The organism is Bifidobacterium sp. (genome assembly GCF_022647885.1).
GTDB lineage: Bacteria > Actinomycetota > Actinomycetes > Actinomycetales > Bifidobacteriaceae > Bombiscardovia.
In genome coordinates this window covers 1,064,257-1,088,851 of sequence record NZ_JALCLM010000001.1, presented here as the reverse complement: position 1 = coordinate 1,088,851, position 24,595 = coordinate 1,064,257, and the positions used below count along the sequence as shown (strand labels likewise).

Genomic DNA, 24,595 nt, shown 5'->3' with positions numbered 1-24,595 from the left:
GGTAACGTATGTAGAGAAACGCGGAGTTCCCTACATCACCAAAAACTATGGAAGGAGCCGCCAGCATGCCTGCTGAGCTAGAAGGCCTGCATGAGGAATGTGGCGTCTTTGGCGTCTGGGGTCACCCTGATGCCGCCCGTCTGACATACTTCGGTTTACACGCCCTACAACATCGCGGCCAAGAAGGTGCAGGCATCGTTTCCAACAACGATGGTCACCTTATTGGGCACCGTGGTCTTGGACTACTAACACAGGTGTTTTCCGAAGAAGCCAATATCACTAGGCTTAAAGGCAACACCACCATCGGGCACGTGCGCTATGCCACTTCAGGTTCGGGTTCGATTGATAACATTCAACCCTTCATCTTCCGTTTCCATGACGGCGACATTGCTTTATGCCACAATGGCAACCTCACGAACTGTGAATCACTCAAATGTGAACTCGAAGAGCAGGGTGCGATTTTCCATTCCAATTCGGATACTGAAGTGTTGATGCATCTTATCCGTCGTGCTCCTGGTAGTAACTTCATTGAGCAATTGAAATACGCGCTTAATCAGGTTCATGGCGGATTCGCTTATTTGCTCATGACTGAGCATGAAATCATCGGTGCATTGGATCCTAATGGTTTCAGACCACTATCGTTAGGACGTATGACAAACGGGGCGTATATTCTCGCCTCAGAAACTTGTGCTCTCGATATTGTCGGCGCACAATTCGTTCGAAATATTCGCCCTGGTGAAATCGTGATTATTGATGACTCAGGCTATCGCATCGAACGATATACCGATGATACTCAGCTAGCTATTTGCTCGATGGAATTCATCTACTTCGCACGGCCTGATTCCAATATTTATGGGATTAATGTCCATTCGGCACGCAAGCGTATGGGTGCACGTTTGGCGAAAGAGTGCCCAGTAGATGCCGATATGGTTATTGGCGTTCCAAACTCTTCACTTTCTGCAGCCTCAGGCTATGCGGAAGCTTCGGGTCTGCCCAATGAAATGGGTCTTATCAAAAATCAATATGTGGCACGAACCTTCATCCAGCCAACTCAGGAACTCCGCGAGCAGGGTGTGCGTATGAAGCTTGCAGCCGTACGTGGTGTGGTTTCCGGAAAGCGAGTTATCGTTATAGATGATTCAATTGTTCGCGGAACTACATCGAAGCGTATTGTGCGTTTGCTCCGTGAGGCAGGCGCCACAGAAGTACATATGCGTATCGCCTCACCTCCCCTGAAATATCCCTGCTACTACGGTATCGATATTCAAAAAAGTTCCGAGCTTATTGCTGCAAAGAAGTCCGTCGAAGACATTCGTGACTATATCGGAGCAGATTCCTTATCTTTCCTCACAGTCGACGGTTTGGTCGAATCCATAGGTTTGAATGCTGATGCGCCTTATGGCGGACTGTGCGTTGCTTACTTCAACGGAGACTACCCAACACGACTTGACGATTACGAGGAGGATTTCCTTGCTGCGCTAACTCCCGAAGATCGAGTACGAGTGACACGCTTCGCCGAAGACACCAGCAACTACAAAGACAACGAATTCATTAATCCGCCTGCCCCATTACATACTCAACATATCTAGTGCATTACCCCAACGTCATATTTAAGGAAGGTCATTCATGCCAACAGCTTATGAGAACGCCGGTGTGAGCGTCGAAGCTGGTTACGAAGTTGTCAACCGAATCCAGCGCCATGTTGCACGCACAGCTCGCCAAGGAGCCGGTGGCATCGGAGGTTTTGGTGGACTTTTCGATCTTTCTTCACTGAACTACCAGCAGCCTGTTCTTGTTTCAGGAACTGACGGAGTAGGGACCAAACTTCTGGTGGCAAAAGCTGCGGGAAGACATGACACTATTGGTATGGACTGTGTGGCCATGTGTGTGAATGACATTCTTGCTCAAGGTGCTGAACCAATCTTCTTCTTGGATTACATTGCTTGCGGTAAAAATGATCCTGAACTTCTTGAACAGGTTGTTAAGGGTGTGACAGATGGTTGCGTCGAAGCAGGTGCCGCGCTCGTTGGTGGTGAAACTGCAGAGATGCCCGATATGTATGACGCCGATGAATACGACTTGGCCGGATTCACGGTAGGCGTGGTCGAAAAAAGCAAGATTATTGACGGCAGCGCCATACAAGAGGGCGATGTGATAATCGGTCTCCCCTCCTCCGGAGTGCATTCCAACGGTTTCTCATTAGTGCGCAAAGCATTGTTCAAAGACTCTGATTTCACCGTAGATACTAAACTCCCCGAGCTTGAAGGTTTAACTCTTGCTGATGAGTTGCTCAAACCCACAAGAATTTATGCCAAAGCTCTTAAACCTCTTTTTGCAGCTGATGTTCTCAACGGAGTAGCACATATTACTGGCGGCGGCTTTGTTGAAAAAGTACCTCGCATTATTCCAGAAGGCCTTGCTGCAGCCTTCGATATTGACAGCTGGGATGTTCCACCTATCTTCCGCATTCTGCAGGAGTATGGTCACGTCGAAGCGCTAGAAATGTATAACATTTTCAATATGGGCATCGGCATGGTGCTCATGGTCAGCCCCGCCAAAGCCGCTGAGGTTGGCAGAATTCTCGATGAAGCAAACGAAGCACATTATGTGGTCGGCAGAATCATCAAGGATAATGGCGCGCGCGTGGAATTACGTCACGGCATCTGATTCAACGACGCATTCAAGTTCTGAGAGCTTTGGAGAGGAAAATCACATGGGACAGAAGGTTTTGGTTATCGGCTCAGGTGCTCGTGAGCATGCAGTTGCTTATACCTTGCTCAAGGGCGAGAGTGTCGATGCAGTGTATTGCTCCCCTGGTAACCCTGGTATGGAACGTGACGGTATTCATACCAGCCAACTTGCACAAAGTAACCATGCTGCTCTGATTGATTTCGTTCGCGAGAACGACATCGACTGGGTATTCGTTGGACCCGAAGTCCCCCTGATGGAAGGTATAGTCGACGGTTTCGCGCAGGCAGGCATTAAAGCTTTTGGTCCTAATAAAGCTGCAGCGCAGATTGAAGGATCCAAAGACTTCGCCAAACGACTGATGGAACGCCATAATATCCCGACCGCAGCTTATGAAACTTTTGATGACCTCGATCGAGCAAAACAGTATGTTCATGATCATGGTGCTCCTATTGTGGTGAAAGCTGATGGTTTAGCAGCAGGTAAAGGCGTCACCGTCGCCATGAGTGTTGAGGACGCTTTTGAAGCTCTTGACGAGATTTTTGTTGATCACCGTTTTGGTCTAGCCGGAGCCAAGGTGGTTATCGAGGACTATCTTGAAGGCCAAGAGTTTTCACTGATGAGCTTCGTTCGCGACGATGAATTCTGGCCTATGCCTATTTCGCAGGACCATAAGCGCGCATATGACGGTGATGAAGGTCCCAACACCGGCGGTATGGGAGCATATAGTCCTGTCCCCCAGATCAGTCAGGATGTGATTGACACAGCAATTGAAACCATTATTAAGCCAACTGCTCAAGCAATGGTTGATGAAGGTGTGCCGTTTACGGGCATCTTGTATGCAGGACTTATCGCCACTGCTGATGGTCCGAAGGTAATTGAATACAATGCACGTTTTGGTGATCCCGAGACAGAAGTAGTTCTCCCTCGTTTAGAATCTGATTTTGGCGCTGGCATCAACGCTCTTCTTGAAGGGCAACAACCAGAGTTCACTTGGAAAACAGAAGGTGCGACATTGGGCGTCGTACTTGCTGCCCAAGGGTACCCAAATAATACGGTGACCGGCGCGCCAATTCCGGATATTTCCGTGGATGACAGCTCCCACGTCTACTATGCGGGAGTCGCAAACTCCGAGCAAACTACTACACAGCTGCTCACATCGTCGGGACGTGTGCTGCTGCTTGAGTCCTCAGGCGACACCATCGAAGACGCGCAACGTAAGGTTTACCGTATTCTCGATGAGCTAGACACCACTGGCATGTTCTATCGTAAAGATATTGGTGCTAAAGCGCTGTAAAACAAAGAAATTCAAACACTTACAAACTCTTACAAAATACTCAGGTGAGGGGTGTGAGCAATCCATAACAACGGGTTGCTCACACCCCTCACCTGTTATAACAATATGTTTTCTGCTACTTGCACCCCTAACGCGCATTACGTTGAGATTTCGCACTAATAAGCAACGCGATGACAGCAGCGATTATGGCCATCAGACACCCTGCAAGCAAGCCAGTCCTAAATCCTGTAAGTGTAGGAATACTGCTGCCGCGTACCGTAATACTCGTTCCCGCTAGAATTGCCGCGATAACAGCAGAAGAAACTGAAGTACCGATTGAGCGCATCACCGTATTAAAGCTGTTCGAAGATGCCTTCTCAGTTGGGGGCACTCCATTCATAATAAGAGTCGGCATCGCTCCAAACGCCAGTCCAGTTCCCATACTGCCGATACACGAGGAAATCATCAGTCCGATCAGTGAATGCATCAGCAGGCTTGCACAGCCATAACCTACAGCCATTACCAGCGCTCCACAGATTAAAGTGGTTTTGGCTCCTCGCCTTGCCGTGAGCTTTGCGCCAAGCGAAGAGACTGCCATCATTGCGAAACCGCTTGGTGCCATCCAAAGTCCCATTTGGAGCATAGTTTGTCCAAGTCCATAACCCGTGGATGTTGGCAACTCCATCAGTTGAGGCAGTAGTAACGATTGAGCATACATAGCGAATCCGATGAAAATCGAGGCGATGTTAGTAACCAGAACATTTCTTCTTCTGGTAATACGCAAATCCACTAAAGGATTAGTGTGCCGTAGCTCCCACCAACCCCAGAGCAAAGTCAGCACCACAGCACCGACAAAAAGTCCAATGATTCCGGCACTCGACCAACCCCATGAACTACCCTTGATGATGCCTAGCAAGAGGCACAGCAATGCTCCGCCCAACCCAATCGCACCCAAGAAATCAAAGGGGGCATATATCGGGGTGTGATGAGGCTTTGGAATCAGTACAAAAATAAGTACAAATATTATCCCGGCTATAGCGAAATCAATCCAAAAAAGACCACGCCAACTGACGTATTGGATGACAGCTGCCGACGCTGGCAATCCTAACGCACCACCGATGCCCATCGATGAGCTCATCAATGCAATTGCTGTACCTACCCGCTTAGGTGGCAACACATCATGGAGCAAGCTGATGCCAAGCGGCACCATACCTGTGGCAATGCCTTGCAATCCTCTGCCGAGTATCATCATCGTGATGTTCGGTGCTGTAGCGCAAATCACCGAACCTACAATCAGAGGCAGTAACGCGATAAGTAGCATTCGCCGTTTGCCATAGGTATCTGCCAATTTGCCAAGAATTGGCATCCCTACCGCCCCAGTCAACAAGGTAATCGTTACTGCCCATGCGGTCACCGAGGGGTCGGCAGCAAATAGCTTCGGTAGCTCACCGACAAGTGGTATCACTAAGGTTTGCGTCAATGACGACGTTATTCCAGCGGCAGCTAATACTGCCAAAATCACCCCAGGTTTGCTCGTGTGCTGGGTGATTGCTTGTTGTTTAGAATTCTGCATGCGCAGCTTACATCCTTTGTTGAATTCAAACTTCTTAAGAATAAGGCAGCTGATACCAGCCGAGATCCTCATGATGTGCAATATACACGTATTATGCATAATACATATTTATGTATAATACACAAGTCATGTACAACGCATATGGTGTTGTATACTGAACGGTAACTTTCAAGAACAAAGGAGACTTCGATGAACGATGAGACCTCCAATAAGGACATTGCCATCGACTCCACTGCCAATGACGACAAGGAACGCGACAGCAACAGCGCGAACGATCCTCGCTTGTTGGAAGACATCGTTTCTATAGAATACGAATCTTTGTTGCTCGGCAAAAAACTCACCCGAATTGCCGGATTCCGAGATCCTCAAATTGGTATTCTCGACCGAAGTGCATATATTCTCTTGGTCAGTCTTGAACACCAAGCAATGAGCATCAGCGAGCTCAGTGAGGTAACCGGACTCGACGCATCTACACTCAACCGTCAGACCGCAGCAATGAGACGTGACGGGATTATTGAACGAATAGCAGACCCCGATGGAGGCCTTGCCAGAAAGTTCACTATTTCCGATAAAGGAGCCGAAAGACTTGAAAAACAACGGCACAGAAACCTTGGCGCACTCTCCACAGTGCTTGCTGACTGGTCAACAAGTGAAATATCCAATTTCGCTGCTGCACTGACGAAATTCAACCAATCGGTATTCGACAGAGTCAGTGTCAAAGGCGGAAAACTTCAAGCACGCAAACACACGGAGCAAGAGTGAGGGCACTTGCCTTTTGTTCGTGTGATGTTATATCACCTCAGAGCACTGCATAACGGCGCTCGTAAGTCTTGTCTATATCACACTGCAACGTTCCACTCAGATGAATTATTGAGGCCCGATATACAATACTCGATGTGATGCGCAGCAGATTCCAGTTTAGCTTTCAAACATTCCTTCTAGGTATCTTCCTAGTTGGGGGAATTATCGTTGCCTCACCACTGATTGACACCTCTGGCTTCCCAATGACCATCATTCTTACAGGTGTGGTTGGTTTGTTGTTACAGGCACTGCCATTCCTGTTGATAGGCATACTCATCTCAGCGGCAGTCGAAACTTTTGTCACCCAAGAGTTCATAGAAGCCCACTTCCCGAAATCCACTGTGCTGGGTATGTTAGTAGCGCTGTTTGCAGGATTCTGTATCCCTGTGTGCGACTGTGCCACAGTGCCAGTATTTTCACGTTTGCACAGCAAGGGTGTACCACTGCCTGCTGCGATAGTCTTTCTTTGCGCAGCTCCTGTTATCAATCCGATTGTCATATGGTCAACGTGGTTTGCATTCCCAGACTCCCCCTTGATGACCATCAGCAGAGTCAGTTTTGGCGTCCTTGTTGCTCTCCTCGTGGGCATTAGCTTCGTTATTGTTCCTGCCAATCACCAGTTACTTCGCGACATCGAAAGCGACAGCACCATGAGGATCACTACTCATGCAACTGCTCCGCTCTCAGCAGTTGACAATTGTGGAGTTTGCGTCAACACACCTGATGTTGCCTGCACTCATCATGCCCTGCACTCAGATAACCATGTCAAAGAGTCGACGCACAGCAACTTCAGCAATCATGCCCGCAACTATCTACAGCACATACATGATGATCTCTACACCATCCTCCCCTACATGATGATGGGTATTGTGGTCGCATCCAGCGTACGAGCATTCGCTGGGTCATCAGCACCGTCGTGGTTGCAAGGATATGGAACACCAGTAGCCATTATTGCGATGATGGCCTTGGCGTTTCTTAGTTCGTTATGCTCATCTTCAGATGCAGTAATTGCACGTAGTATCAGTACGCTATTTCCCACTCCTGCAATTCTAGGTTTCTTGGTATTCGGTCCAATAATGGACTTGAAGAATGTGTTGATGCTTCGTTCCATGTTTACACGTCGTTTTGTGTGGAGACTGGGAATCACAGTAAGTATTATCTGTTTTTCTCTGATGCTCATAGTTGCCGCTATCCAAGGAGTGATCGGATGAGCACCACTCTTACACCACTCACAGTCACAGAGCCTAAGACCGCAAAACTACTTAATCGTATTGAAGGCTTCTGCCTGCTATTACTGGCCACATCCATAAGTCTGCTCATCATTACGGGCCGCTATCGATCTTTCGTAACACCGCGAAGCTTGCCATATATGATACTTGCGATCGTAGTAGTTGTTGCTCTTGCAATAGGAGCATTTAATGGCGTGTTCTCTGCGAATGCTAATACCCTGCTGGCAAGCTTCACCCTACTGGTAATTCCCTCACTGCTATTTTTGCTGCCGATATCATCGTCACAGTCATTACAAGCTTTCGCTGGCAGTCGAGCTATCGCAATATCCAATACGAGCAACACCTCGTCACTTCCTGGATTAGATACCAAGCGCAAAATGATCACCATCAGTAATGATGATTATGGTTTTTGGTACAACCAGATTGATAAGCATGCTGATAGTTATCTCGGCTACACCATCATCGTTAATGGACAAGTCAGCACCAGTACCTCACTAGGAAAAGGACAGTACTCTGCTGGACGCATGCTGATGACCTGCTGCGTTCTAGACATGACAGCCTTTGGCTTTACCATTGATGCCAGCCAGACTGCAGTACCCCAAACGGACAGTTGGGTACATATCACAGGAACCCTAGAACGCGGACGAATAGGTAGCGCATCACAACACTACGAAGGATTAGTCCTCAAAGCAACATCAGTGAGCACAACAGACTCAGCAACCGGCTATTTCTACTACGCTTAGGTGCCAAATCAGAGCTTCATGCTTTTGTGTAGGGAATTTTAGCCAGACACCGAGTATCTATTCCTGAAATCGTTGCAACTACGGTAGCCACTATTGTCTGCTCCGATAAAATCCCTACACAAACAGAATCTGGTGCCTTATTTACCGCTTGTGGAGGTCTGTCCGGCACTAGATTCACTACTTGACGAGGTAGTGGATTCACTGGGCTGTGCTTGTTGGCTTGCGCTCTGCTTTTCAGCCGCCTTTTGTGCCTCTTTAGCTGCCTTAGCCGCTGCCGCCTTCGCAGCCTTTTCTTCACTGGCCTTTGACGGTGCTGTCATAAAACCAGTTCCTTGCAAGTAGTGATTACCTGCAGTGATGTCATATTGAATCAACTTATAGTCGTTGACCAATTGTTTAGTCTTGGCATCGAAAGTCGTAGCGTCCATTGGATTCCCAGAATTATCGAGATATATAGTCTGTCCCTCTGGAATTCTGTCCCAACCCTGAATTTGATTAACAACAGGAGGCTCCATCGCAGCAATCTTGCTATGCAGTTGAGTCAGGAAAGCTAAGTATGGCGACACCTTAGCATTCATATGCTCAGCGGTTTGAGCCATAAAGAAGTTCGGCGAAGAAAAGTTACTCCCCTGGAGCTTCGTATCACTCGATGTTGAAGCATCGTTGGACCAGATGAAATAGTCCGTCTCATGTAATGCTAAGGAGTTATTGGCATCTGCTCCAGCAGTGGTGTAGATTCCTGGTAAATGATCGCCATAGAACACCACAGTTATAGGCTTATCAATTGCATTCAATGAATTCAAGAAAGACTTGGTAGCGGTATCAGTAATGCTGACACCTTTAGCATAGGTGTCAATTGACATGGTTTCGTCACTCCCCAGAGCACTCGCACCCGTCGATGCTGTTACCTTAAACTCGTTGTTGTTATACCAGTTGTTGTAAGGCATATGGTTCTGCATAGTAATGATTTGCAGGAACTGACTGGTATTCCCCGACGTGATTTTCCCAAGAGCACTGTTGTAGGCAGATTCATCGCTTACATATGGAGACTGATCAATCTTGTTCTGATATTGGATCTGATTCTCACCGTCGAGCGTATAGAAATTCGAGAAACCGAATTTCTTGTAGTTCACTGCACGCGAATACATCGAGGACTCATAGGGGTGGAAGGCCAAAGAATTTTTTGAGCTGCCCCAAATTTGATTAATAGTTGGAGTCCATGAGAGCGATGGCACTAACTGTTGGTAGGGGCTGGTCAACGAGGCATCGAAATTTGCCATGCTTAAACCGGTAATCTGCTGAAACTCGAGATTCGCGGTGCCACCGCCATAACCTGAGGAGAGCATCAAACCGCTTGTCGTTTGTTGCTTAATTGACCGGATATTCGGCATTGGGTCTTTATTGATGGAGATTCCAGGAACCCTCGTCGGATCGGAGAAGGACTCTGACAACACATAAATCACGGTGCTGTCATTGAGATAACTGCTCCGAGAAGTGTTGATTTGTTCTGCTTCTTGCTGATATCGTTTTGCCACTTTTTTCATGTTGGCTTCGCTGTATCCGCTGGGCTCGTCCATCACCTTTGGATTAAGTTGGCGCATGAAAGCCACAAGCGTCCCATTACGCTGAGCATCGTAAACAGAGTCCCACATTGATGGGATATCGCCCATTGTTTTCGACATTGAATACGACCAAGTGCCTACGGTACTTACAGACTGAGCAAATAACGTCAAGGCCATGGCTGGCACCAAAATAAACATGACTCTGCAAATAGCACCGATACGTTTATCAGATGTGGTAAATACTCTGCCTCTGCGCAGGTCCATGCGGTTAATAAATACGCATAAGGCGATCAGCACTACTATAGACACCACTGCCCAGACTATTGTCCACTGTGCTCCCGCCGGCAAAAAGCTGACAATATTACCGGTATTTGATTGTAGAAAGTTCAAATCAGCGGGCATGATTGCTTCGTACCGTGAAACTGCTTTGAGATGTTCAGCAACGGCTACGCCGGCACAAATAGTCAGAAATATTGGAGAAGCAACCCAAAATCGATTACAAATCATCAGAATGATCAGATAAATCATACTCAGAATGATCAAATTAAGAATGAAGACAAAGCGCCCTTCACTCCACATACTAGAGATGAATCCCCAAAAGCCAATGAGTGGGCTCGATAGAGCGACACGAGAGCTTGAAATAGTAACGCCCCATTGCAACAAGCCAACGCCAATAATATCTAAGATTACGAAAAGCGCCACATACGTCCACGTTGAGAATCGTGTCTTGGCCAACACCAAGGTGGGTTCAGGTCCATTACCTGATGAAGCAACATTCTGCTCGCTATCAGGAACAGTCTTCTGTTGATGAATCACCTCTGATGGTTGCTCCGTTGCATTGTTATCCCCAGTCTTGCGACGCCGTAGAAAGCTAAGCATAGTCTCCGATTGTCCCAACGATGCCCGACAAAGCATCGCTATATTGCTAATTCTTGACAAAAAATACCCCGCAGTCACGAAGCATGGCTTCGAAACAACGAGGTATCTATTACCTTACGGTTGTTGTGAATACCCAATATTACTTAATTAATCACAGTACTTAACTAATGTACTGAGCTGATCACAACCTGCTTAAGGCTACTATTCAATGCTATTTGCGAAGGAAGTAACCAGAGCATTCATCCAATCGAGTAGATCAGTATATTGCTTTGGCATCTGCTCGGTGAGATTCACAATTGGGACATTGTTCTTCTTTGCAGCGGAAGTGATTTGGTCAGTTACTGAATCGGCTTCCTGCGAGTTAAAGACCAACATTTTAATATTTCCTGTTGCCAATGCCTCTTGATATTCCTTGATGTCAGCTGGCGACGGTTCGCTTTCATTTGCTGAAGCTTGCGCATAACCGCTTGGAGTGACGTCATTCATACCCAGATCATCAGCCAAGTACCAAGCAACCGATTCCGTAGCTGCGTAATTGGTGCCTTTGAGCTTGCTGCTGGACTGTTTGATAGTAGCTTCAAGCTTCTGCTCTTTGGCTTTCCACTCAGTGTTAAGTCCGGCGAAGTAACTCTTCTGCTCGGGCATGGCCTTCTCATATGCCTTGGTAATCGCATCGGCTGCAGAGCTACGAACTGCTGCGGAGAACCATACGTGCGGATTGTCACCGGACTTCTTACCGTCCGTTTCTGCCGCATTGACCAAGGTTGCCTTTGTGGATGATGCTGCTTTCGAAGCCCAAGGATCGTAATCGGCACCGTTCACCACAACAACCTTTGCTGACGTGAACTTCGCAATATCCGAGCTGGTTGGTTCATACTCATGTGCTTCAACGTTGGTATTAGTCATAATCGACGTAACATCAACTTTGTTACCACCTAAATCACGAGCTACAGAGCCCCATTGATTGATACTGGCAATAACACTAATCTTCGAATCCGAGGATGTACTCGATGTCGCTGTGTTTGCCGCTGATCCGCAGGCTGCAGTCCCCGATAATGCTGCAATGGCAACACAAGCTGCTAACACACGCTTTGCTGCTGTTCCTCTTGTTGAATTGAAGAATGCCGATAACGACATAGTCCCCTACTTCCCAAATATTCATCTTGCTTGTTCATACAGTGGCGCGCGCTCCTGGTCCAATCCTTCTCGTCTTGAAACCTGCGACATAGATCTATGATCTGAAAGCTAGACTCTCATAAACTTTCATCAACCAAGAAACTATCTGGCCGCAAAGGAGCTGCCCACTGCGTTGACAACAATTATTATACACTTATTGATATTAATTATCATTAGTAGTGTGTCTTTGAGAATACGCTACCTATATTCACTGCTATCAGTCGTTCTCATCCCCAACTGGACCTTCCTCTGCCCACTTGGTGAATTCATCCGTCTGTCCCATCCATGCAATTATCCCCTGACTCATCTCAACTGCGTTGAGCAACAAGTCCTCAATCGAGCGAGCAAGAATTGACCCATCCTGATTAACATCTTCACAAGAAGCCACCATAAATAACTCAGTAACGTTATTTTGGACACCTTGCAGATAGGAATCTGGAATCTGTTCAATTTGAGAACCGTTTGGTTCACATTCCCATACGAAAGTTGAAAAAGGTTTAGTCGGTACCTTAAAGTGCGCTTGAATATGCATTGGCTGATGATCGGCGGCCAAAAAGTCTGACAACCTACCCGGATGTACCAATCTCGAAGTCCTCACACTCAGAGCAAACATATGAGCGCCAAAGGCTTTAAATTCTATAGCTTCATCACTCATAGACTCTCTGCCTACGGTTACAGGCAGAACTTCATCCACATGCATACTCTCGGCATTATCCACCTGACTCACTTCTTGAGCTACTGGTAATGCTTGTGCAGAGTCTTCAGCATGCAGCATAACGTCGTCATCAATTATCAAATCCTCGCAATTGACTGCACTAACGTTGCCATGCACAACACCACCAGCCGGCATCAATATTTGGAGCAAGTCTAGAAAATTTCCTTGATTGCGATCAGCTTCGGCACTCTCCCCCGATTGCTTACTGTCTACCATTAGTAGGTGCTTCGCTTCATGCAGCAGATGCATAACGGCACCCCCCACACTGCGATCGTCACCTACATCCTCAGACTCTCCGTCAATAGTAAACGGTGAATCGTCAAACAAACTCTGTCGCAAGCCCTCTTCACTGGCCACAGTAGCAATAGTGCCAACTGAGACGGCATCCAGGTCACATGAGTCAGATGCCTCAGCAGCAGCACTGGAACCAACACCAGTACCATGTTCTCCTAATCGGTCAGCAGAGTTAACAGCAGATTCATCGGCAGATTCTTGAGCACCCTCGAGCAAAGCATTGAAAGACTGATCCAGTGAACATAATTCTCTGAGATAGACAGCAATCGGAGTAGCTTCCATTCCAGGAGGAAGCACCACCAACACCTGTGAGCAACTTCCAGCACATTCCCTGAGCAGCGAACCAAGGTCATGTTTGACAGTACACGTCAGGCAACAATCATCCATATCTAAGGAAATCCGGCCATCACCAATACAGTCATAATCAGAAGGCAGCTTCGAATGCGCATTGCTGTCTATACCCTCGATAACTTCAGGCAAAATGTTTTCTTGCACCAAGCGCGGAGAACGGCTGACGCGTAATCTGCCGGAATCTTCCGGCTTACCTTCCACCCAATATCTCAGGACCGTGACCCCTGACTTGCCTGCCGCAAGTCCCAGCACTGCGCTATCAAGATCTTGCTCACACACTCCCGTAAGCAGCACTACCGAGCATTTCATCGGTGACACCTTGTCATCACAGAACTGATTAACAAGCGTGACCTGTGAAGCGTGCTGAACAGATTCACTATTGTCAGCACGGTAAACATGTTCAACGTGCTCAGCATCCTGAGCACGTTGAACATCACCGGAACTCGGTACCGCAGACTCACTACATGGGAAATAGTCCATATCAAACTCTCTATTTGCGATAATGGTTATCATTTACTATAATCACATCCATGACCAAATCATGTCAAGTTCTCGGAACTCATGCCAGCTACGGCAACTCCATATCCCATTCCCATCAAGCAACCCGCAGAAAATTCCAGCCGAACCTTCAACAAAAACGCTATTGGGTGCCTTCTCTAGGGCGACATATCACGTTGCAAGTCTCGGCCAAAGGCATCAAAACTATTGACCGCCGTGGAATCGAGTCCATAGTTGCGCAATTACAGTCACGCGGTGAGTTGAAAGTCTGATTGCGTAAATGCCATTTGTGTAAATGTCACCCGCAGTACCATTTACGCAATGCCATTTACACAATGCCACCCGCAGTGCACACCAGGATTTTCCATAGAACGCCCTAACAACGTTGAACATTAAGGAAGTGTCATGGCCTCAAAGTCAAGCGAGATTCGTCCGGTTATCACCCTGAGATCAACCGAAGGAACTGGTTTTACCTACACCACAAGAAAAAATAGAAGAAATACACCCGATAGAGTTGAGCTCTTGAAATACGACCCGATTGTGCGACGTCGGGTTATTTTCCGCGAAACACGTTGACACAGACAGAAGAATATCATGGCAAAAACCAGCAAAATTAATAAGCAACTACGCAGACAAAGCCTTGTAGAACGCTATGCGGAGCGAAGGGCTCAATATAAACGTGATAGCGTTAACCCTCATCTCAGTCAAGAAGAGCGCGAACAAGCAATGGCTAAACTCCACGCACTCCCCCGCGACGCAAGCCCAACACGTTTACGCAACAGGGATGCGATAGATGGCCGTCCACGCGGATATCTAAGAAAATTTGGCCTTTCACGCATCAACCTTAGAGAAATGGCTCATCGCGGCGAATTGCCAGGAGTAACCAAATCCAGCTGGTAATACCACATACTTGCTGAAATCTATTAACTACAGAAATCTGGAATTATGAAACAACATATTCACCCAACTTACGGTTATGTCGTATTCCGCGACCAATCGGCAAACACTATGATGTTGACTCGCTCAACACTGGCCGCAAAAGCGGATTCGCTACCGACCGTGCGATGGAACGACGGCAAAGAATACCCACTAGTTAATGTGGAAGTATCTTCAGCCAGCCACCCCTTCTACACCGGCAAGAATATAGTGCTCGATGCGGCAGGACAAGTGCAGAAATTCAATCAGCGTTACCGCAGAAGCTCACCACAGCGCGATGGGAGCGAATCATGAAAGTGAAATCATCTGTACGATCTTTGGCACGCAAAGATGGCTCGGTAATTGTGCGCAGGCGCGGACATATTTACGTCATCAATAAGAAGCATCCAAATCTGAAAGCGAGACAGGGCTGATGGCATTACCAAAGTATAAGAAGTCACGGGCTAATACTCATGCCAGACGCTCTCAGTGGAAGGCAGAAACAGCACAGCTAATAACCGTGCGCACTCCTGAAGGCGAAAATGTGATTGTTCCACAGCATCTAGCAGCCGCGGCACGAAAAGGAAAGCTCAAGCTCTAGATCTTCGTGACTGCGCACTCTACTGCGCTGGTGTAGCACCACTTTCACAAGTATTACCTTCTTGAAATTCGACTTATTCATATATCGCTTTCACATGAATATCCATAAGCATCTCGAAGCAGTTTTCACACTGAATCGAGGTGCTTTTTGTATGTGTGCCAACTGGTAATTCTTCAAATCTTGCCTTCGATTGTTACAGCTATAACTGCTATAGCGACCTTGCAATCCCTCCGCCATTGCGCTTATAGCCAGTGCGCGAAACTGAACGCGGCTCAGAAAGTCATTCGCAAGGCTGATTGCCCTACACCGACAAACGAGTACCGTTAACAGACGGAATTCGAGAGCGAAGCACAGCAATTTCAGATTGCAACCGCTCCATGCGACTTCGAGGTTGGTCTGCTCCAACATCAAAGCGACGCGGGCCGTTAGAGATTCATTGGGGGGATTAGATGATCGATTGGCTGCTGCATATACACCTGCTCAGAGGCTGGCTACCAACGCTGTGGTTATTCATTACTGCTATCGTCTTACTAGCCACATTCGTCATGCAACTAGGTTCCAAGCATCGTAAAAAAATTCTGTGGCAGATTCTTATCGGCTTATTATCTGGCGCTGCTGGCTATTTTGTAACCTGGCTCATTTCCGATGTATTTGTTGTTTTTGGCGTCAGCCTTGGAATCCGTGTCATCACTGTAATCAGTCTGGGAATTGGCTCCCTTGGATATCTCATCGCAGTATTGGTAATGAATCACGGTATTCGCCGCGTTATTTCCATAATCGCCATACCAATTCTGGTGTTATTTACACTACTCAGGGTAAATATGGTGTATGGAGAATTCATTCTCTTTAGCAGCGTTTTTGGTGTACCAGTGTACAAAACACTAAATCTTGAAACCGTGCATCATGCAAGCATGAGCGTCGCCCAGTGGGATGCCCTCGCTGCAGCGAATAAAGCGCCAGCACACCCTAACAAGGGAGAAGTGCGCTCCATAACTATTGCAGGCACCAAATCAGGTTTCAATCCCAGACCAGCAGACATCTACTTGCCACCTGCTGCTTTGAGCGCGCACCCACCAAAACTTCCGGTGCTTGTGATGCTCGGCGGTCAACCAGGAAGTCCCGACCGATTCTTTACTGCCAGCGATATCTCAAAGGTATTAGATGCATATGCCAGTGCGCACCACGGGCTAGCCCCCATTGTGGTTTCACCAGATCAAAATGGTTCAACCAGAAACAACAGCTTGTGCATCAATTCGCCGGTTGTTGGCAATGTTGAAACCTATCTCACAGTGGATGTGACCAACTGGATCACCAAAGAACTCCCTGTCTCGACTGCCACGGACCAATGGGGTATTGGAGGCTTTTCACAAGGCGGCACTTGTGCAACTCAACTAGGGCCACGCCATCCTAAACTCTATGGACATATGCTCCCCATTGACGGCGAAATTGCACCTACTCAGGGTTCTCGTGAAGAGATGATAAACCGCTACTTTAACGGCGATGAAAAGGCTTATAAAGAACAAATTCCTATTGTGGCAATTCAACAGCATGCACCTTCTACACAAACCATGTTCAGCGTCGCAGGCGACCAAGATTCACGATCGACCGGCAATATTCATGCCATAGGCCGAGCAGGGGTTGAGGCTGGAATGACAGTAAAAACGGTGGTGACCGCACATTCAGGGCATGATTGGAACACCGTAAAAACTGCTCTTCCCCCAGCTATTGATTGGCTCAGCGCACAGATGGGGCTTGGAACCATGACAAAGGACCTCAACGATTATCCGAATATCACCGTAGTCACCCCATGACAGCACCAGGTATCCAACAAATCCTATGCGGATTGCACCTATAGACGTATCTGAAATTCAAGGAATGTAATGAACGAGAAGAATAATGAGGCCAGCACGGCTAAGCATTTAGGCAACGGACATTGGAAGTCAGTCGGCAAGGATGTGCACGATTGGCTCCGTCATCACCGCCTTGCCGTAATATTCGTGGCAGCTATCGTAATTATTAATATCGGGTATTTCATATACAGAATGATTGAGCTTCCAGGCACTCCAGATACGATGCCTTCTCTGAGCTTGGGGCAAATACTAGGGCCACCAATACATAAGCATGGGGCAGCTGAACCAGAGCTCAGCGTGCAACTGCTTCGTCTGACCGCCAGCTTGATTTTGGTGTATAGCCCAGTCAAGTTATTGTTGCATGCCGTTCTCTCATTCGTAATCTTGGCCATAGCAGAAAGCCGTCTAGGCACTCGACGCACCATTATTGCCTGCTTGCTTCCAGCTTTTGTCGGTACCGCCGGCGGATTGCTCACCTGCACAATACTCAACACACTCGCCGGTCAGTGGCACACTATTTCGAGTATCCGTATGTCACTAACCCCTGTGCTCCTTGTTATAGGTTCTCTTATGGCGGCTAGCGAATATAGCGATTATCTGTGGCGTAGACGCATCCAGATCTTCGGTTACAGTGCTATCTGCATTGCTGTGCTCTACAGCGGCAATCCTGGCGATTACTGCATTCTTGTTGCCGCAATTATTGGTCATATTGCTGGCCGACTTTGGCATGGCCCATCCACAAAAATTCACTGGTGGCATTCAACCTCATTCGAGAGCAGACGCATCATTGCTTCCATTTGTGTGATTCTCGCTTTAGGCCCCGTCGTGGCCCTAACCTCAAGTCACCGTGCAGGAGCTTTGAGCACATTAGCGATGTTTATAACCGGTGGAACTGTGCATACGCCTCAAGTTCTCGAATGCTTGCACACAGTTGGGCATCAAACATGTTTCAACCCATATGGATTGGCTCATGTTGCTCTCCCTGGGGCAATTCTTCGGTCATTACTGCCAATGGCTGCGCTTTTGATAATCGCTTGGGGTTTATACAAAGGACGCCGAATTGCAGCGTGGGCTTGCATTGTAATGAATTGTGCAATCGCTCTATTTGCATTCCTCTACTGCTTCGTCTCACCCCTCGCTTCGGGAGAAACGCTGAGTTCAATTGTGCGACATGGCGTAATGCTGACATTCCTGACAACTTCCGTGCCACCCCTAATCTTCGCAACCGCTGTTTTTTCATATCGCCGATTCTTTACCATTAAAACTAAGACGTCACGAATTCGTGCAGGCGTGGTGACTATTGCAACAACCTTCATCACCGCAAGTGTCGCTTATGTACTTCTTGCATTATTCAACGCAGATTCATTCAAGCCACAGCCTGATGTATTGATGCTCATACGTGATTTGCCACAACGATTCCTGCCGATTGCTTTTACAGACGGGACCAAAGTTTCATTCATCCCAACAACGGTGCCTGCAATGTTATTACGTCAAGGCATCGGTCCAATTTTTTGGGCATTCGTGATTATCGTTATGGCTGGATGGATGAAGGAATCTTCCGTACTCGATGTTGAATCACGTCACAACGCTGGCCGTCTGGTGGAGCTTGGTGGCGAATCTATGTCCTTCATGTGCACATGGGAGGGCAATAATTACTGGTTTTCTCACAGCGGCAACTCAGCCATTGCATACCGAGTGCTTCACGGTATAGCACTGACAACAACTGGACCATTTGGGGACCCTGAAGAATATCAATCAGACCTCGGGAATTTTGCCCGTTTCTGCGTGGAACACTCCTGGTCACCAGTATTCTATGGACTGCACCGTCCAGCACGGGAAATACTCGCTTCCCAAGGTTACTCAAGTATCCAAGTTGGCACTGAGATGGTAGTAGATCCCAGACAGTGGCAGACCAAAGGCAAAAAATGGCAAGACATCAGAACGGCCATCAATAAGGCCAAGCGCTCTGGTATCAGTGATGTACAAAGCACCTTTGAACACACTCCCCGGCCTATTCAATCTCAGATAGTCAGTATTTCTGAGCAGTGGGCAGACACCAAGGCACTACCCGAAATGAAATTCACCCTAGGTGGTTTACAAGAGTTGCGCGATCCTCGCGTTCGTCTGTTGTACGCAGTTGACGCTGATGAACACGTCCTCGGAGTAACGAGCTGGCTGCCAACTTGGCAATCTGGTCGCATCGTTGGCTGGACTTTGGACTTCATGCGTCATAGTACCGACAGTCCCAATGGCATTATGGAGTTTCTGATTGCTCGCATGGCAGAACGCTTGCGCGATGAAGGAGAGGCTGTATTCATGAGTCTTTCCGCTGCTCCTCTCGCTGGTCTAGATCCCAGCGACGAAGAATCCTCAAATATTATCACCCATGCTCTGCAGATGGTCGCAGATATTGTCGAACCAGCTTATGGATTCCGCTCACTATTCTTCTTCAAACAGAAGTTCCAGCCACAAGAGGAACCTATATATATCTGTTACAGTGACTCGTCTAAGCTACTGCCGATTGGATTGGCTGTATTGCAAGCATATCTTCCTGATATGAAAGCATCTCAGACTCTTGACATGTTGAAGTCACTTAGGCCTGAATAAGAGCATAACGAGGACGAATCTGGCGTAACACAGGGATTATTGCTCACTGTACAAAGCACATGTGCATTTGTGTAGGGATTATTCTCGTTTCCTCAACTATTGAAGAAACGAGAACGGCGGAATTGCAGTGTTTTCAAATGTTTTATACTGCGCGTCTATTGATAAATCCCTACACAAACGGCAGTGCATGAGGATTTTATGCTTTTTGACACTCTGGGCACAAGCCAAAAAGCTCAACCGTATGAGAATGTAGGCTAAATCCATGGTCAGCAGCGGTTTTTCGCAGCCAAAGCTCATCCGGCGGTTCAATCTCGATAGTGCGCCCGCAGCCTTCACATACCAGATGATGGTGGTGGTGATTATCTTGACATATTCTGAATAGCTGAGAACCGTTGAGTCGGATAGTATCCGACTGACCAGCGTCTGCAAGCGCATTAAGCTGTCGGTACACAGTTGCTAACCCTATTGAAAGACCCGAATCAATGAGTTGTCTATGCAAATCCTGAGCAGAGATGAAGTCATCACACTGGTGGAGAGCTTTAAGCACCGCATCCTTCTGTTTAGTCTGCCTGAGTGCATGGTCTACCATAATCTCCCTTTCCAAAACCTGAACGCTCCACAGGTACCGTCAGCGTAGCTGGTGTTGATATCAAAGTCATCGGCGTTACCTGATGAACTCAAGATAAATCACTCCAACATCCGGTCGCTTCTATATCGTTTACCGTGGTTGCCAGGTCAGAAGTCAACACAGTAATATGTCCCATTTTACGGTTGTGTTTAATTTCTGCTTTGCCATAATCGTGGAGGCACCATTCTGGATGATCTGCAATCAATGCCCTAGTTGGCAATACATGCTGCCCCAGCACATTCACCATCACTGCAGGGCTCAGGAGTTTAGGCTGTGGCAACGGCCACCCTGCGATACCACGAATATGCGCATCAAATTGGTCTATCGAACAAGCCTCGATGGTGTAATGCCCTGAATTATGCGGTCTGGGGGCTAACTCGTTAACGATTACCTGATCATCCTTGGTGATGAACAGCTCAATTGCTAAAGTTCCCGAAAGCTCGAAGCCTTGAGCGAGACGTAGAGCAAGAGCTTTAGCATCGCGTTCAACCTCATGGCTGAGCGTCGCAGGAGCAAGCGTCAGGTGAAGAATGTTATTCCGGTGCTCATTACGGACGATAGGGAAAGTCACAAAATCATGACCATTACCGGAAATCAGGATTGAAGCTTCAAAGGCAAAATCGACGAAGCCCTCAAGAATTGAGGGGGGCATAAATCCTTCAGTGTTAACTTGCTCGCGAATCTCCGCAAGGTCATCGGCATTATGTAACACCCGCTGCCCGTGCCCGTCATATCCACCGGATCTTGTTTTCAGCACCGCTGGATATCCTATGTCGTCAATAGCGGCCACTAGATCTTCGACGCCATTAATCTCTTTCCATGGTGCCGTCGCAGTGCCATGTTGATTGATGAAACGTTTTTCATTAACGCGATCTTGAGTAACTCTCAACAGATCAGTACCCTGAGGCACCGCTACAATGTCACGAACCTCATCAAGAGCGTCAGCATCAACATTCTCAAATTCGTAGGTAATTACATTGCTGCGTTCGGCAAGCTCTCTGATAGCTTCCTTGCTGTCGTATTCGGCAGTTATTTGAAAATCAGCCACCTGAGCCGTTGGACAGTTGGGTGTTGGATCCAGCACTCCCACCTTGAAGCCATGATATCTCGCAGACAGCGCCATCATGCGACCTAGCTGTCCTCCACCAACAATGCCTATGGTTGAGCCAGGTTCAAGCATGGTCACCGCACCATCAGTTTCTTCAGACAAGCTGGGCATTGGATTCTTCCACCTTTTTCTTGAGTTCTTCACGATAATCAGACAAAGCCTTGGCAAGTTGCTCATTTGTAGTAGACAAAATGCTCACTGCGAGCAACCCTGCATTCGTGGCGCCTGAATTGCCAACAGCTGTAGTCGCCACGGGAATGCCACCTGGCATCTGCACAATAGAGAGCAAGGAGTCCCAGCCACTCAAAGCATGCGAGCGCACTGGTACGCCTATCACTGGCAGTGTGGTTTGTGCCGCTACCATACCTGGTAAGTGTGCAGCTCCCCCTGCTCCTGCGATGATAACTTTAATCCCCTTGGCTCGAGCACCATGAGCAAAATCAGCCATTAACTCGGGTGTACGGTGTGCTGAAATAACGCGCTTTTCGTAAGGTACACCGAAGCGGTCAAGGATTTCGCATGCATGCTGCATGGTCTCCCAGTCACTTGATGACCCCATAATTACTGCAACCTCTACTACAAGCTGTGCGGACTCTCGCTCAACGCTCACACGCCACCTCCAAAGTTGGGAACAGCACCCACTGTACCCAGTTGGCACGAAATTTCAGAAGCTCTACACTTCACAGCGTATAAGCCTTATCCCACAAGGCGTCTGACACTTTCGATCAACTCGGATTACGCAGGGTGTGAATACTTTCAGAGATGACCGATATAGGCTTTTTTATAACGCTGCAGGGCACACTACTTATGAGCTTCGCAGAACTCGTAAAAGATTCAAGCTACTGCTTGACTCGTACTTAATCAGACTGTCTAAAATGTGCGTGACAAGCATATCTTGTTAGGCAGAGTACGGTTCACTACCAATGGAGGCATATGTCCACGTTGCTCGAAGAAATTAACAGTCCGGAAGATCTCAAACGTTGTGACCCACATCAGTTGCCCCAGTTAGCTGATGAAATCAGAAAGACTATCATTGACTTCTGCACATCATACGGCGGACATCTAGGGTCGAATCTTGGTGCAATTGAGCTAAGTATCGCCTTACATTATGTCTTCGCATCACCCGAGGACCGCATAATCTTTGACGTTTCTCATCAGTGTTATACACATAAAATATTGACTGGTCGCAAGTCAGCTTTTTGCAATCCTGAGGAATTTGGCAGCATAAGCGGATTCACCTGCCGCAATGAAAGTCCACACGATCATTTTGATCTTGGTCACACCGGCACCTCTATATCATTAGCCAACGGTCTTGCATTAGCGCGAAATTGTATGAATCAGCAACATCGCGTAGTGGCCATTATTGGCGACGGCTCACTAAGCAGCGGGACTGCCTTTGAAGGCTTGAACTGCGCAGCACAAGTGAAAGGACAACTCCTCATAGTCTGCAATGACAATGAGATGGCTATTGATGAAAACGTCGGAGGACTATATACCAATCTTGCTGAACTCAGAGCAACGCAAGGCACATCAGCTCACAATATTTTCAGGGACTTGGGTTTTGATTATCGTTACGTAGAACACGGCAATACCATATCCGCGTTGCTGGCTACATTTAACTTAGTTAAGGAACTCAATCACCCTGTTGTGGTTCATATTCACACCAAAAAAGGTTTAGGCATCCAAGATGCGGGTATAGCTGGGGTGAGCGAAGGCCACGATCCCAACAATCATTGGTGCAATCCAAGCTACCAACGCAACTCTGTGCCTGGTGCTCACCCAACGCAACGAAATGCTCGGTGGGTATACGGTTCAATGCTGATGAAATCATTGTTAGATCGATTTGAGCAGGAACCTGCTCTTGTGGTTATTTCCCCAGCTACAGCTTCTTCAAACGGTATATCGCACGAATTCCGACAGCAAGCCGGCAAACATTTCATCGATGTTGGTATAGCAGAGGAGCATGCTATCAGTCTCGCATGTGGTATTGCTCGTGGTGGTGGCTCACCAATCGTTGCTACATCATCAACATTTTTCCAACGCGCTTATGATCAAATTCAACAAGAAATGAGTTTGAACGGAAGCGCCGTGACCTTGTTGGAATTTGCTTCAGGCATCTCTGGCACCGATGTTACACATTCCGGCACCTTCGATATTCCTCTGTTGGGAAATATCCCCGAATTGACGTGTTTGGCACCCACGAGTGGAAAACAGTTGTTGGATATGTTCGCGTGGGCCAGTGGACCAGCCCGCAAGCCAGTGCTCATTCGCATGCCTGGTGAGGATGTGCTGGCTTATGAGCGTGCTGCTGGTGTTGTGCTCTCCACTGATAAGGCAGTAACGCAGCGCACGGCAGAACCATCAGCACCGTCCGATCTACCGTCTCAATCAGCACAATCAGCACAATCGGCACGCACGTTGCATCCTTGGTCACGGTATAGGACAGTTCACGAAGGTTCAGGTGTTGCGCTACTCGGTCTCGGTAATGCCTATCCTCTCGCATGTGACGTAGCGCATATATTGCGTAAGCTCAGCGCATCCAAACTCAGCGCCAATCAGTCCTTAGTGCTTGATGTATCGGACCCCACCATCATTGACCCACAACAATATTCAACACTCGACACTGCAACACTGAATCGTCTCCACCAGAACCATCACATTGTGGTAACCCTTGAGGATTCGCAACGTAATGGGGGTTGGGGACAGCGCATTAGCACATATTATGCCAGCACCGCTATGCGAGTGATGTCTGTCGGAGCCGATATGGCATTCACAGACCGTGTGGCTCTGTCTGAACTTAAGCGCCGATATGGCATGAATGCTGATAGTATCGCCGCTCAGTTGTGCCTCCTGGCGACACAAGAGTGCAATTCTCGTGGCATATGACTAGAATAGTTCAAGTTTGGCCCCGTAGCTCAGCTGGATAGAGCATGTGACTTCTAATCTCAAGGTCGACGGTTCGAGCCCGTCCGGGGTCACCACAGGCTGTTTTCGTGATTGAACATCACGAAAACAGCCCTCTTTGTCGTTTGTGTAGGGATTTATCATTCACTGCACAGTATCGAAAAATCCGATGGGCAGTATTCCAACGATTTGAAATG

General features: G+C 47.7%; 22 protein-coding genes and 1 tRNA gene. 16 read left to right on the top strand and 7 right to left on the bottom strand.

Translation table 11 applies throughout. The features are described 5' to 3' along the window. The first annotated feature begins 65 nt into the window (after window positions 1–65). From purF to purD, 3 genes are read left to right on the top strand one after another with little or no spacing between them, the layout of a single operon-like run. Window positions 66–1,589: an amidophosphoribosyltransferase gene (gene purF / locus LKI20_RS04700; protein WP_291770524.1), complete on the top strand. Its 1,524-nt coding sequence runs from the start codon at window positions 66–68 to the stop codon at window positions 1,587–1,589. A 37-nt stretch (window positions 1,590–1,626) separates the two neighbouring features. Further along, window positions 1,627–2,667 carry a phosphoribosylformylglycinamidine cyclo-ligase gene (purM, locus tag LKI20_RS04695; RefSeq protein WP_291770522.1) on the top strand — a complete coding sequence of 347 codons (1,041 nt, stop codon included), beginning with the start codon at window positions 1,627–1,629 and terminating at the stop codon, window positions 2,665–2,667. 46 nt (window positions 2,668–2,713) lie between these two features. Then, entirely contained in the window at window positions 2,714–3,985 is a 1,272-nt protein-coding gene (purD, locus tag LKI20_RS04690; protein WP_291770520.1) for a phosphoribosylamine--glycine ligase, read from the top strand. A gap of 127 nt (window positions 3,986–4,112) precedes the next feature. Here the strand turns inward: purD and LKI20_RS04685 are convergent, their stop codons facing one another. Beyond that, window positions 4,113–5,537, bottom strand: coding sequence for an MFS transporter (locus LKI20_RS04685; RefSeq protein WP_291770518.1), 1,425 nt, complete (start codon window positions 5,535–5,537; stop codon window positions 4,113–4,115). Between the two features lie 189 nt (window positions 5,538–5,726). Between LKI20_RS04685 and LKI20_RS04680 the strand changes: the two genes are divergently transcribed. From LKI20_RS04680 to LKI20_RS04670, 3 genes are all read left to right on the top strand, one after another. Further along, window positions 5,727–6,299: a MarR family winged helix-turn-helix transcriptional regulator gene (locus LKI20_RS04680; RefSeq protein ID WP_291770516.1), complete on the top strand. Its 573-nt coding sequence runs from the start codon at window positions 5,727–5,729 to the stop codon at window positions 6,297–6,299. Between the two features lie 137 nt (window positions 6,300–6,436). After that, window positions 6,437–7,549 carry a permease gene (locus LKI20_RS04675; RefSeq protein WP_291770514.1) on the top strand — a complete coding sequence of 371 codons (1,113 nt, stop codon included), beginning with the start codon at window positions 6,437–6,439 and terminating at the stop codon, window positions 7,547–7,549. Beyond that, a complete protein-coding gene (locus tag LKI20_RS04670; RefSeq protein ID WP_291770512.1) occupies window positions 7,546–8,310 on the top strand; it encodes a TIGR03943 family putative permease subunit in 765 nt (254 codons plus the stop codon). The genes LKI20_RS04675 and LKI20_RS04670 overlap by 4 nt, the downstream gene beginning before the upstream one ends. A 137-nt stretch (window positions 8,311–8,447) precedes the next feature. On the opposite strand, the gene LKI20_RS04665 is transcribed toward LKI20_RS04670, so the two are convergent. From LKI20_RS04665 to LKI20_RS04655, 3 genes are all read right to left on the bottom strand, one after another. After that, entirely contained in the window at window positions 8,448–10,751 is a 2,304-nt protein-coding gene (locus tag LKI20_RS04665) for an LTA synthase family protein (protein WP_291770510.1), read from the bottom strand. 201 nt (window positions 10,752–10,952) lie between these two features. Beyond that, entirely contained in the window at window positions 10,953–11,888 is a 936-nt protein-coding gene (locus tag LKI20_RS04660; protein WP_291770508.1) for a metal ABC transporter solute-binding protein, Zn/Mn family, read from the bottom strand. Between the two features lie 256 nt (window positions 11,889–12,144). Beyond that, the gene (locus tag LKI20_RS04655) at window positions 12,145–13,800 is read right to left on the bottom strand and encodes a hypothetical protein (protein WP_291770506.1); all 1,656 of its coding nucleotides are present in this window, start codon (window positions 13,798–13,800) and stop codon (window positions 12,145–12,147) included. A gap of 17 nt (window positions 13,801–13,817) precedes the next feature. Between LKI20_RS04655 and rpmB the strand changes: the two genes are divergently transcribed. From rpmB to LKI20_RS04615, 8 genes are all read left to right on the top strand, one after another. Beyond that, on the top strand, window positions 13,818–14,057 hold the full coding sequence (gene rpmB, locus LKI20_RS04650; protein WP_291770504.1) for a 50S ribosomal protein L28: 240 nt from the start codon (window positions 13,818–13,820) through the stop codon (window positions 14,055–14,057). A 133-nt stretch (window positions 14,058–14,190) separates the two neighbouring features. Continuing rightward, a complete protein-coding gene (gene rpmG / locus LKI20_RS04645; RefSeq protein WP_291770502.1) occupies window positions 14,191–14,361 on the top strand; it encodes a 50S ribosomal protein L33 in 171 nt (56 codons plus the stop codon). A gap of 18 nt (window positions 14,362–14,379) precedes the next feature. Then, on the top strand, window positions 14,380–14,685 hold the full coding sequence (rpsN, locus tag LKI20_RS04640) for a 30S ribosomal protein S14 (protein ID WP_291770500.1): 306 nt from the start codon (window positions 14,380–14,382) through the stop codon (window positions 14,683–14,685). A gap of 45 nt (window positions 14,686–14,730) precedes the next feature. Continuing rightward, a complete protein-coding gene (locus LKI20_RS04635; RefSeq protein ID WP_291770498.1) occupies window positions 14,731–15,015 on the top strand; it encodes a type B 50S ribosomal protein L31 in 285 nt (94 codons plus the stop codon). Then, window positions 15,012–15,134 carry a ribosomal protein bL36 gene (locus LKI20_RS04630; RefSeq protein WP_034251913.1) on the top strand — a complete coding sequence of 41 codons (123 nt, stop codon included), beginning with the start codon at window positions 15,012–15,014 and terminating at the stop codon, window positions 15,132–15,134. Before LKI20_RS04635 ends, LKI20_RS04630 begins: the two co-directional genes overlap by 4 nt. Next, a complete protein-coding gene (rpmF, locus tag LKI20_RS04625; protein ID WP_291770497.1) occupies window positions 15,134–15,301 on the top strand; it encodes a 50S ribosomal protein L32 in 168 nt (55 codons plus the stop codon). Before LKI20_RS04630 ends, rpmF begins: the two co-directional genes overlap by 1 nt. A 449-nt stretch (window positions 15,302–15,750) precedes the next feature. Next, entirely contained in the window at window positions 15,751–17,112 is a 1,362-nt protein-coding gene (locus LKI20_RS04620) for an alpha/beta hydrolase-fold protein (RefSeq protein ID WP_291770496.1), read from the top strand. Between the two features lie 69 nt (window positions 17,113–17,181). Further along, the gene (locus LKI20_RS04615) at window positions 17,182–19,758 is read left to right on the top strand and encodes a bifunctional lysylphosphatidylglycerol flippase/synthetase MprF (protein WP_291770495.1); all 2,577 of its coding nucleotides are present in this window, start codon (window positions 17,182–17,184) and stop codon (window positions 19,756–19,758) included. Window positions 19,759–19,954: 196 nt separating this feature from the next. Here the strand turns inward: LKI20_RS04615 and LKI20_RS04610 are convergent, their stop codons facing one another. The 3 genes from LKI20_RS04610 to purE form a co-directional block, all read right to left on the bottom strand. Continuing rightward, window positions 19,955–20,347 (bottom strand): Fur family transcriptional regulator, encoded by a 393-nt coding sequence (locus LKI20_RS04610; protein ID WP_291770494.1) that lies wholly within the window; start codon window positions 20,345–20,347, stop codon window positions 19,955–19,957. An 88-nt stretch (window positions 20,348–20,435) separates the two neighbouring features. Beyond that, window positions 20,436–21,605: a 5-(carboxyamino)imidazole ribonucleotide synthase gene (gene purK, locus LKI20_RS04605; RefSeq protein WP_291770493.1), complete on the bottom strand. Its 1,170-nt coding sequence runs from the start codon at window positions 21,603–21,605 to the stop codon at window positions 20,436–20,438. Continuing rightward, complete coding sequence (purE, locus tag LKI20_RS04600; protein ID WP_291770492.1) at window positions 21,589–22,104, bottom strand: 5-(carboxyamino)imidazole ribonucleotide mutase; 516 nt, start codon at window positions 22,102–22,104, stop codon at window positions 21,589–21,591. The genes purK and purE overlap by 17 nt, the downstream gene beginning before the upstream one ends. 323 nt (window positions 22,105–22,427) lie before the next feature. Here purE and LKI20_RS04595 point away from each other — a divergent pair, with 323 nt between their 5' ends. Both LKI20_RS04595 and LKI20_RS04590 read left to right on the top strand, forming a co-directional pair. Next, a complete protein-coding gene (locus LKI20_RS04595) occupies window positions 22,428–24,380 on the top strand; it encodes a 1-deoxy-D-xylulose-5-phosphate synthase (RefSeq protein ID WP_291770491.1) in 1,953 nt (650 codons plus the stop codon). Window positions 24,381–24,398: 18 nt separating this feature from the next. Further along, a tRNA-Arg gene (locus LKI20_RS04590) sits at window positions 24,399–24,475 on the top strand. The last annotated feature ends 120 nt before the right edge of the window (window positions 24,476–24,595 follow it).

What these genes read in the sequence shown, in the direction of transcription:
- purF (WP_291770524.1), top strand. Translation starts at nt 66, where the DNA reads ATGCCTGCTGAGCTAGAAGGCCTGCATGAGGAATGTGGCGTCTTTGGC.
- purM (WP_291770522.1), top strand. Translation starts at nt 1,627, where the DNA reads ATGCCAACAGCTTATGAGAACGCCGGTGTGAGCGTCGAAGCTGGTTAC.
- purD (WP_291770520.1), top strand. Translation starts at nt 2,714, where the DNA reads ATGGGACAGAAGGTTTTGGTTATCGGCTCAGGTGCTCGTGAGCATGCA.
- LKI20_RS04685 (WP_291770518.1), bottom strand. Translation starts at nt 5,537, where the DNA reads ATGCAGAATTCTAAACAACAAGCAATCACCCAGCACACGAGCAAACCT.
- LKI20_RS04680 (WP_291770516.1), top strand. Translation starts at nt 5,727, where the DNA reads ATGAACGATGAGACCTCCAATAAGGACATTGCCATCGACTCCACTGCC.
- LKI20_RS04675 (WP_291770514.1), top strand. Translation starts at nt 6,437, where the DNA reads ATGCGCAGCAGATTCCAGTTTAGCTTTCAAACATTCCTTCTAGGTATC.
- LKI20_RS04670 (WP_291770512.1), top strand. Translation starts at nt 7,546, where the DNA reads ATGAGCACCACTCTTACACCACTCACAGTCACAGAGCCTAAGACCGCA.
- LKI20_RS04665 (WP_291770510.1), bottom strand. Translation starts at nt 10,751, where the DNA reads ATGCTTAGCTTTCTACGGCGTCGCAAGACTGGGGATAACAATGCAACG.
- LKI20_RS04660 (WP_291770508.1), bottom strand. Translation starts at nt 11,888, where the DNA reads ATGTCGTTATCGGCATTCTTCAATTCAACAAGAGGAACAGCAGCAAAG.
- LKI20_RS04655 (WP_291770506.1), bottom strand. Translation starts at nt 13,800, where the DNA reads ATGATAACCATTATCGCAAATAGAGAGTTTGATATGGACTATTTCCCA.
- rpmB (WP_291770504.1), top strand. Translation starts at nt 13,818, where the DNA reads ATGACCAAATCATGTCAAGTTCTCGGAACTCATGCCAGCTACGGCAAC.
- rpmG (WP_291770502.1), top strand. Translation starts at nt 14,191, where the DNA reads ATGGCCTCAAAGTCAAGCGAGATTCGTCCGGTTATCACCCTGAGATCA.
- rpsN (WP_291770500.1), top strand. Translation starts at nt 14,380, where the DNA reads ATGGCAAAAACCAGCAAAATTAATAAGCAACTACGCAGACAAAGCCTT.
- LKI20_RS04635 (WP_291770498.1), top strand. Translation starts at nt 14,731, where the DNA reads ATGAAACAACATATTCACCCAACTTACGGTTATGTCGTATTCCGCGAC.
- LKI20_RS04630 (WP_034251913.1), top strand. Translation starts at nt 15,012, where the DNA reads ATGAAAGTGAAATCATCTGTACGATCTTTGGCACGCAAAGATGGCTCG.
- rpmF (WP_291770497.1), top strand. Translation starts at nt 15,134, where the DNA reads ATGGCATTACCAAAGTATAAGAAGTCACGGGCTAATACTCATGCCAGA.
- LKI20_RS04620 (WP_291770496.1), top strand. Translation starts at nt 15,751, where the DNA reads ATGATCGATTGGCTGCTGCATATACACCTGCTCAGAGGCTGGCTACCA.
- LKI20_RS04615 (WP_291770495.1), top strand. Translation starts at nt 17,182, where the DNA reads ATGAACGAGAAGAATAATGAGGCCAGCACGGCTAAGCATTTAGGCAAC.
- LKI20_RS04610 (WP_291770494.1), bottom strand. Translation starts at nt 20,347, where the DNA reads ATGGTAGACCATGCACTCAGGCAGACTAAACAGAAGGATGCGGTGCTT.
- purK (WP_291770493.1), bottom strand. Translation starts at nt 21,605, where the DNA reads ATGCCCAGCTTGTCTGAAGAAACTGATGGTGCGGTGACCATGCTTGAA.
- LKI20_RS04595 (WP_291770491.1), top strand. Translation starts at nt 22,428, where the DNA reads ATGTCCACGTTGCTCGAAGAAATTAACAGTCCGGAAGATCTCAAACGT.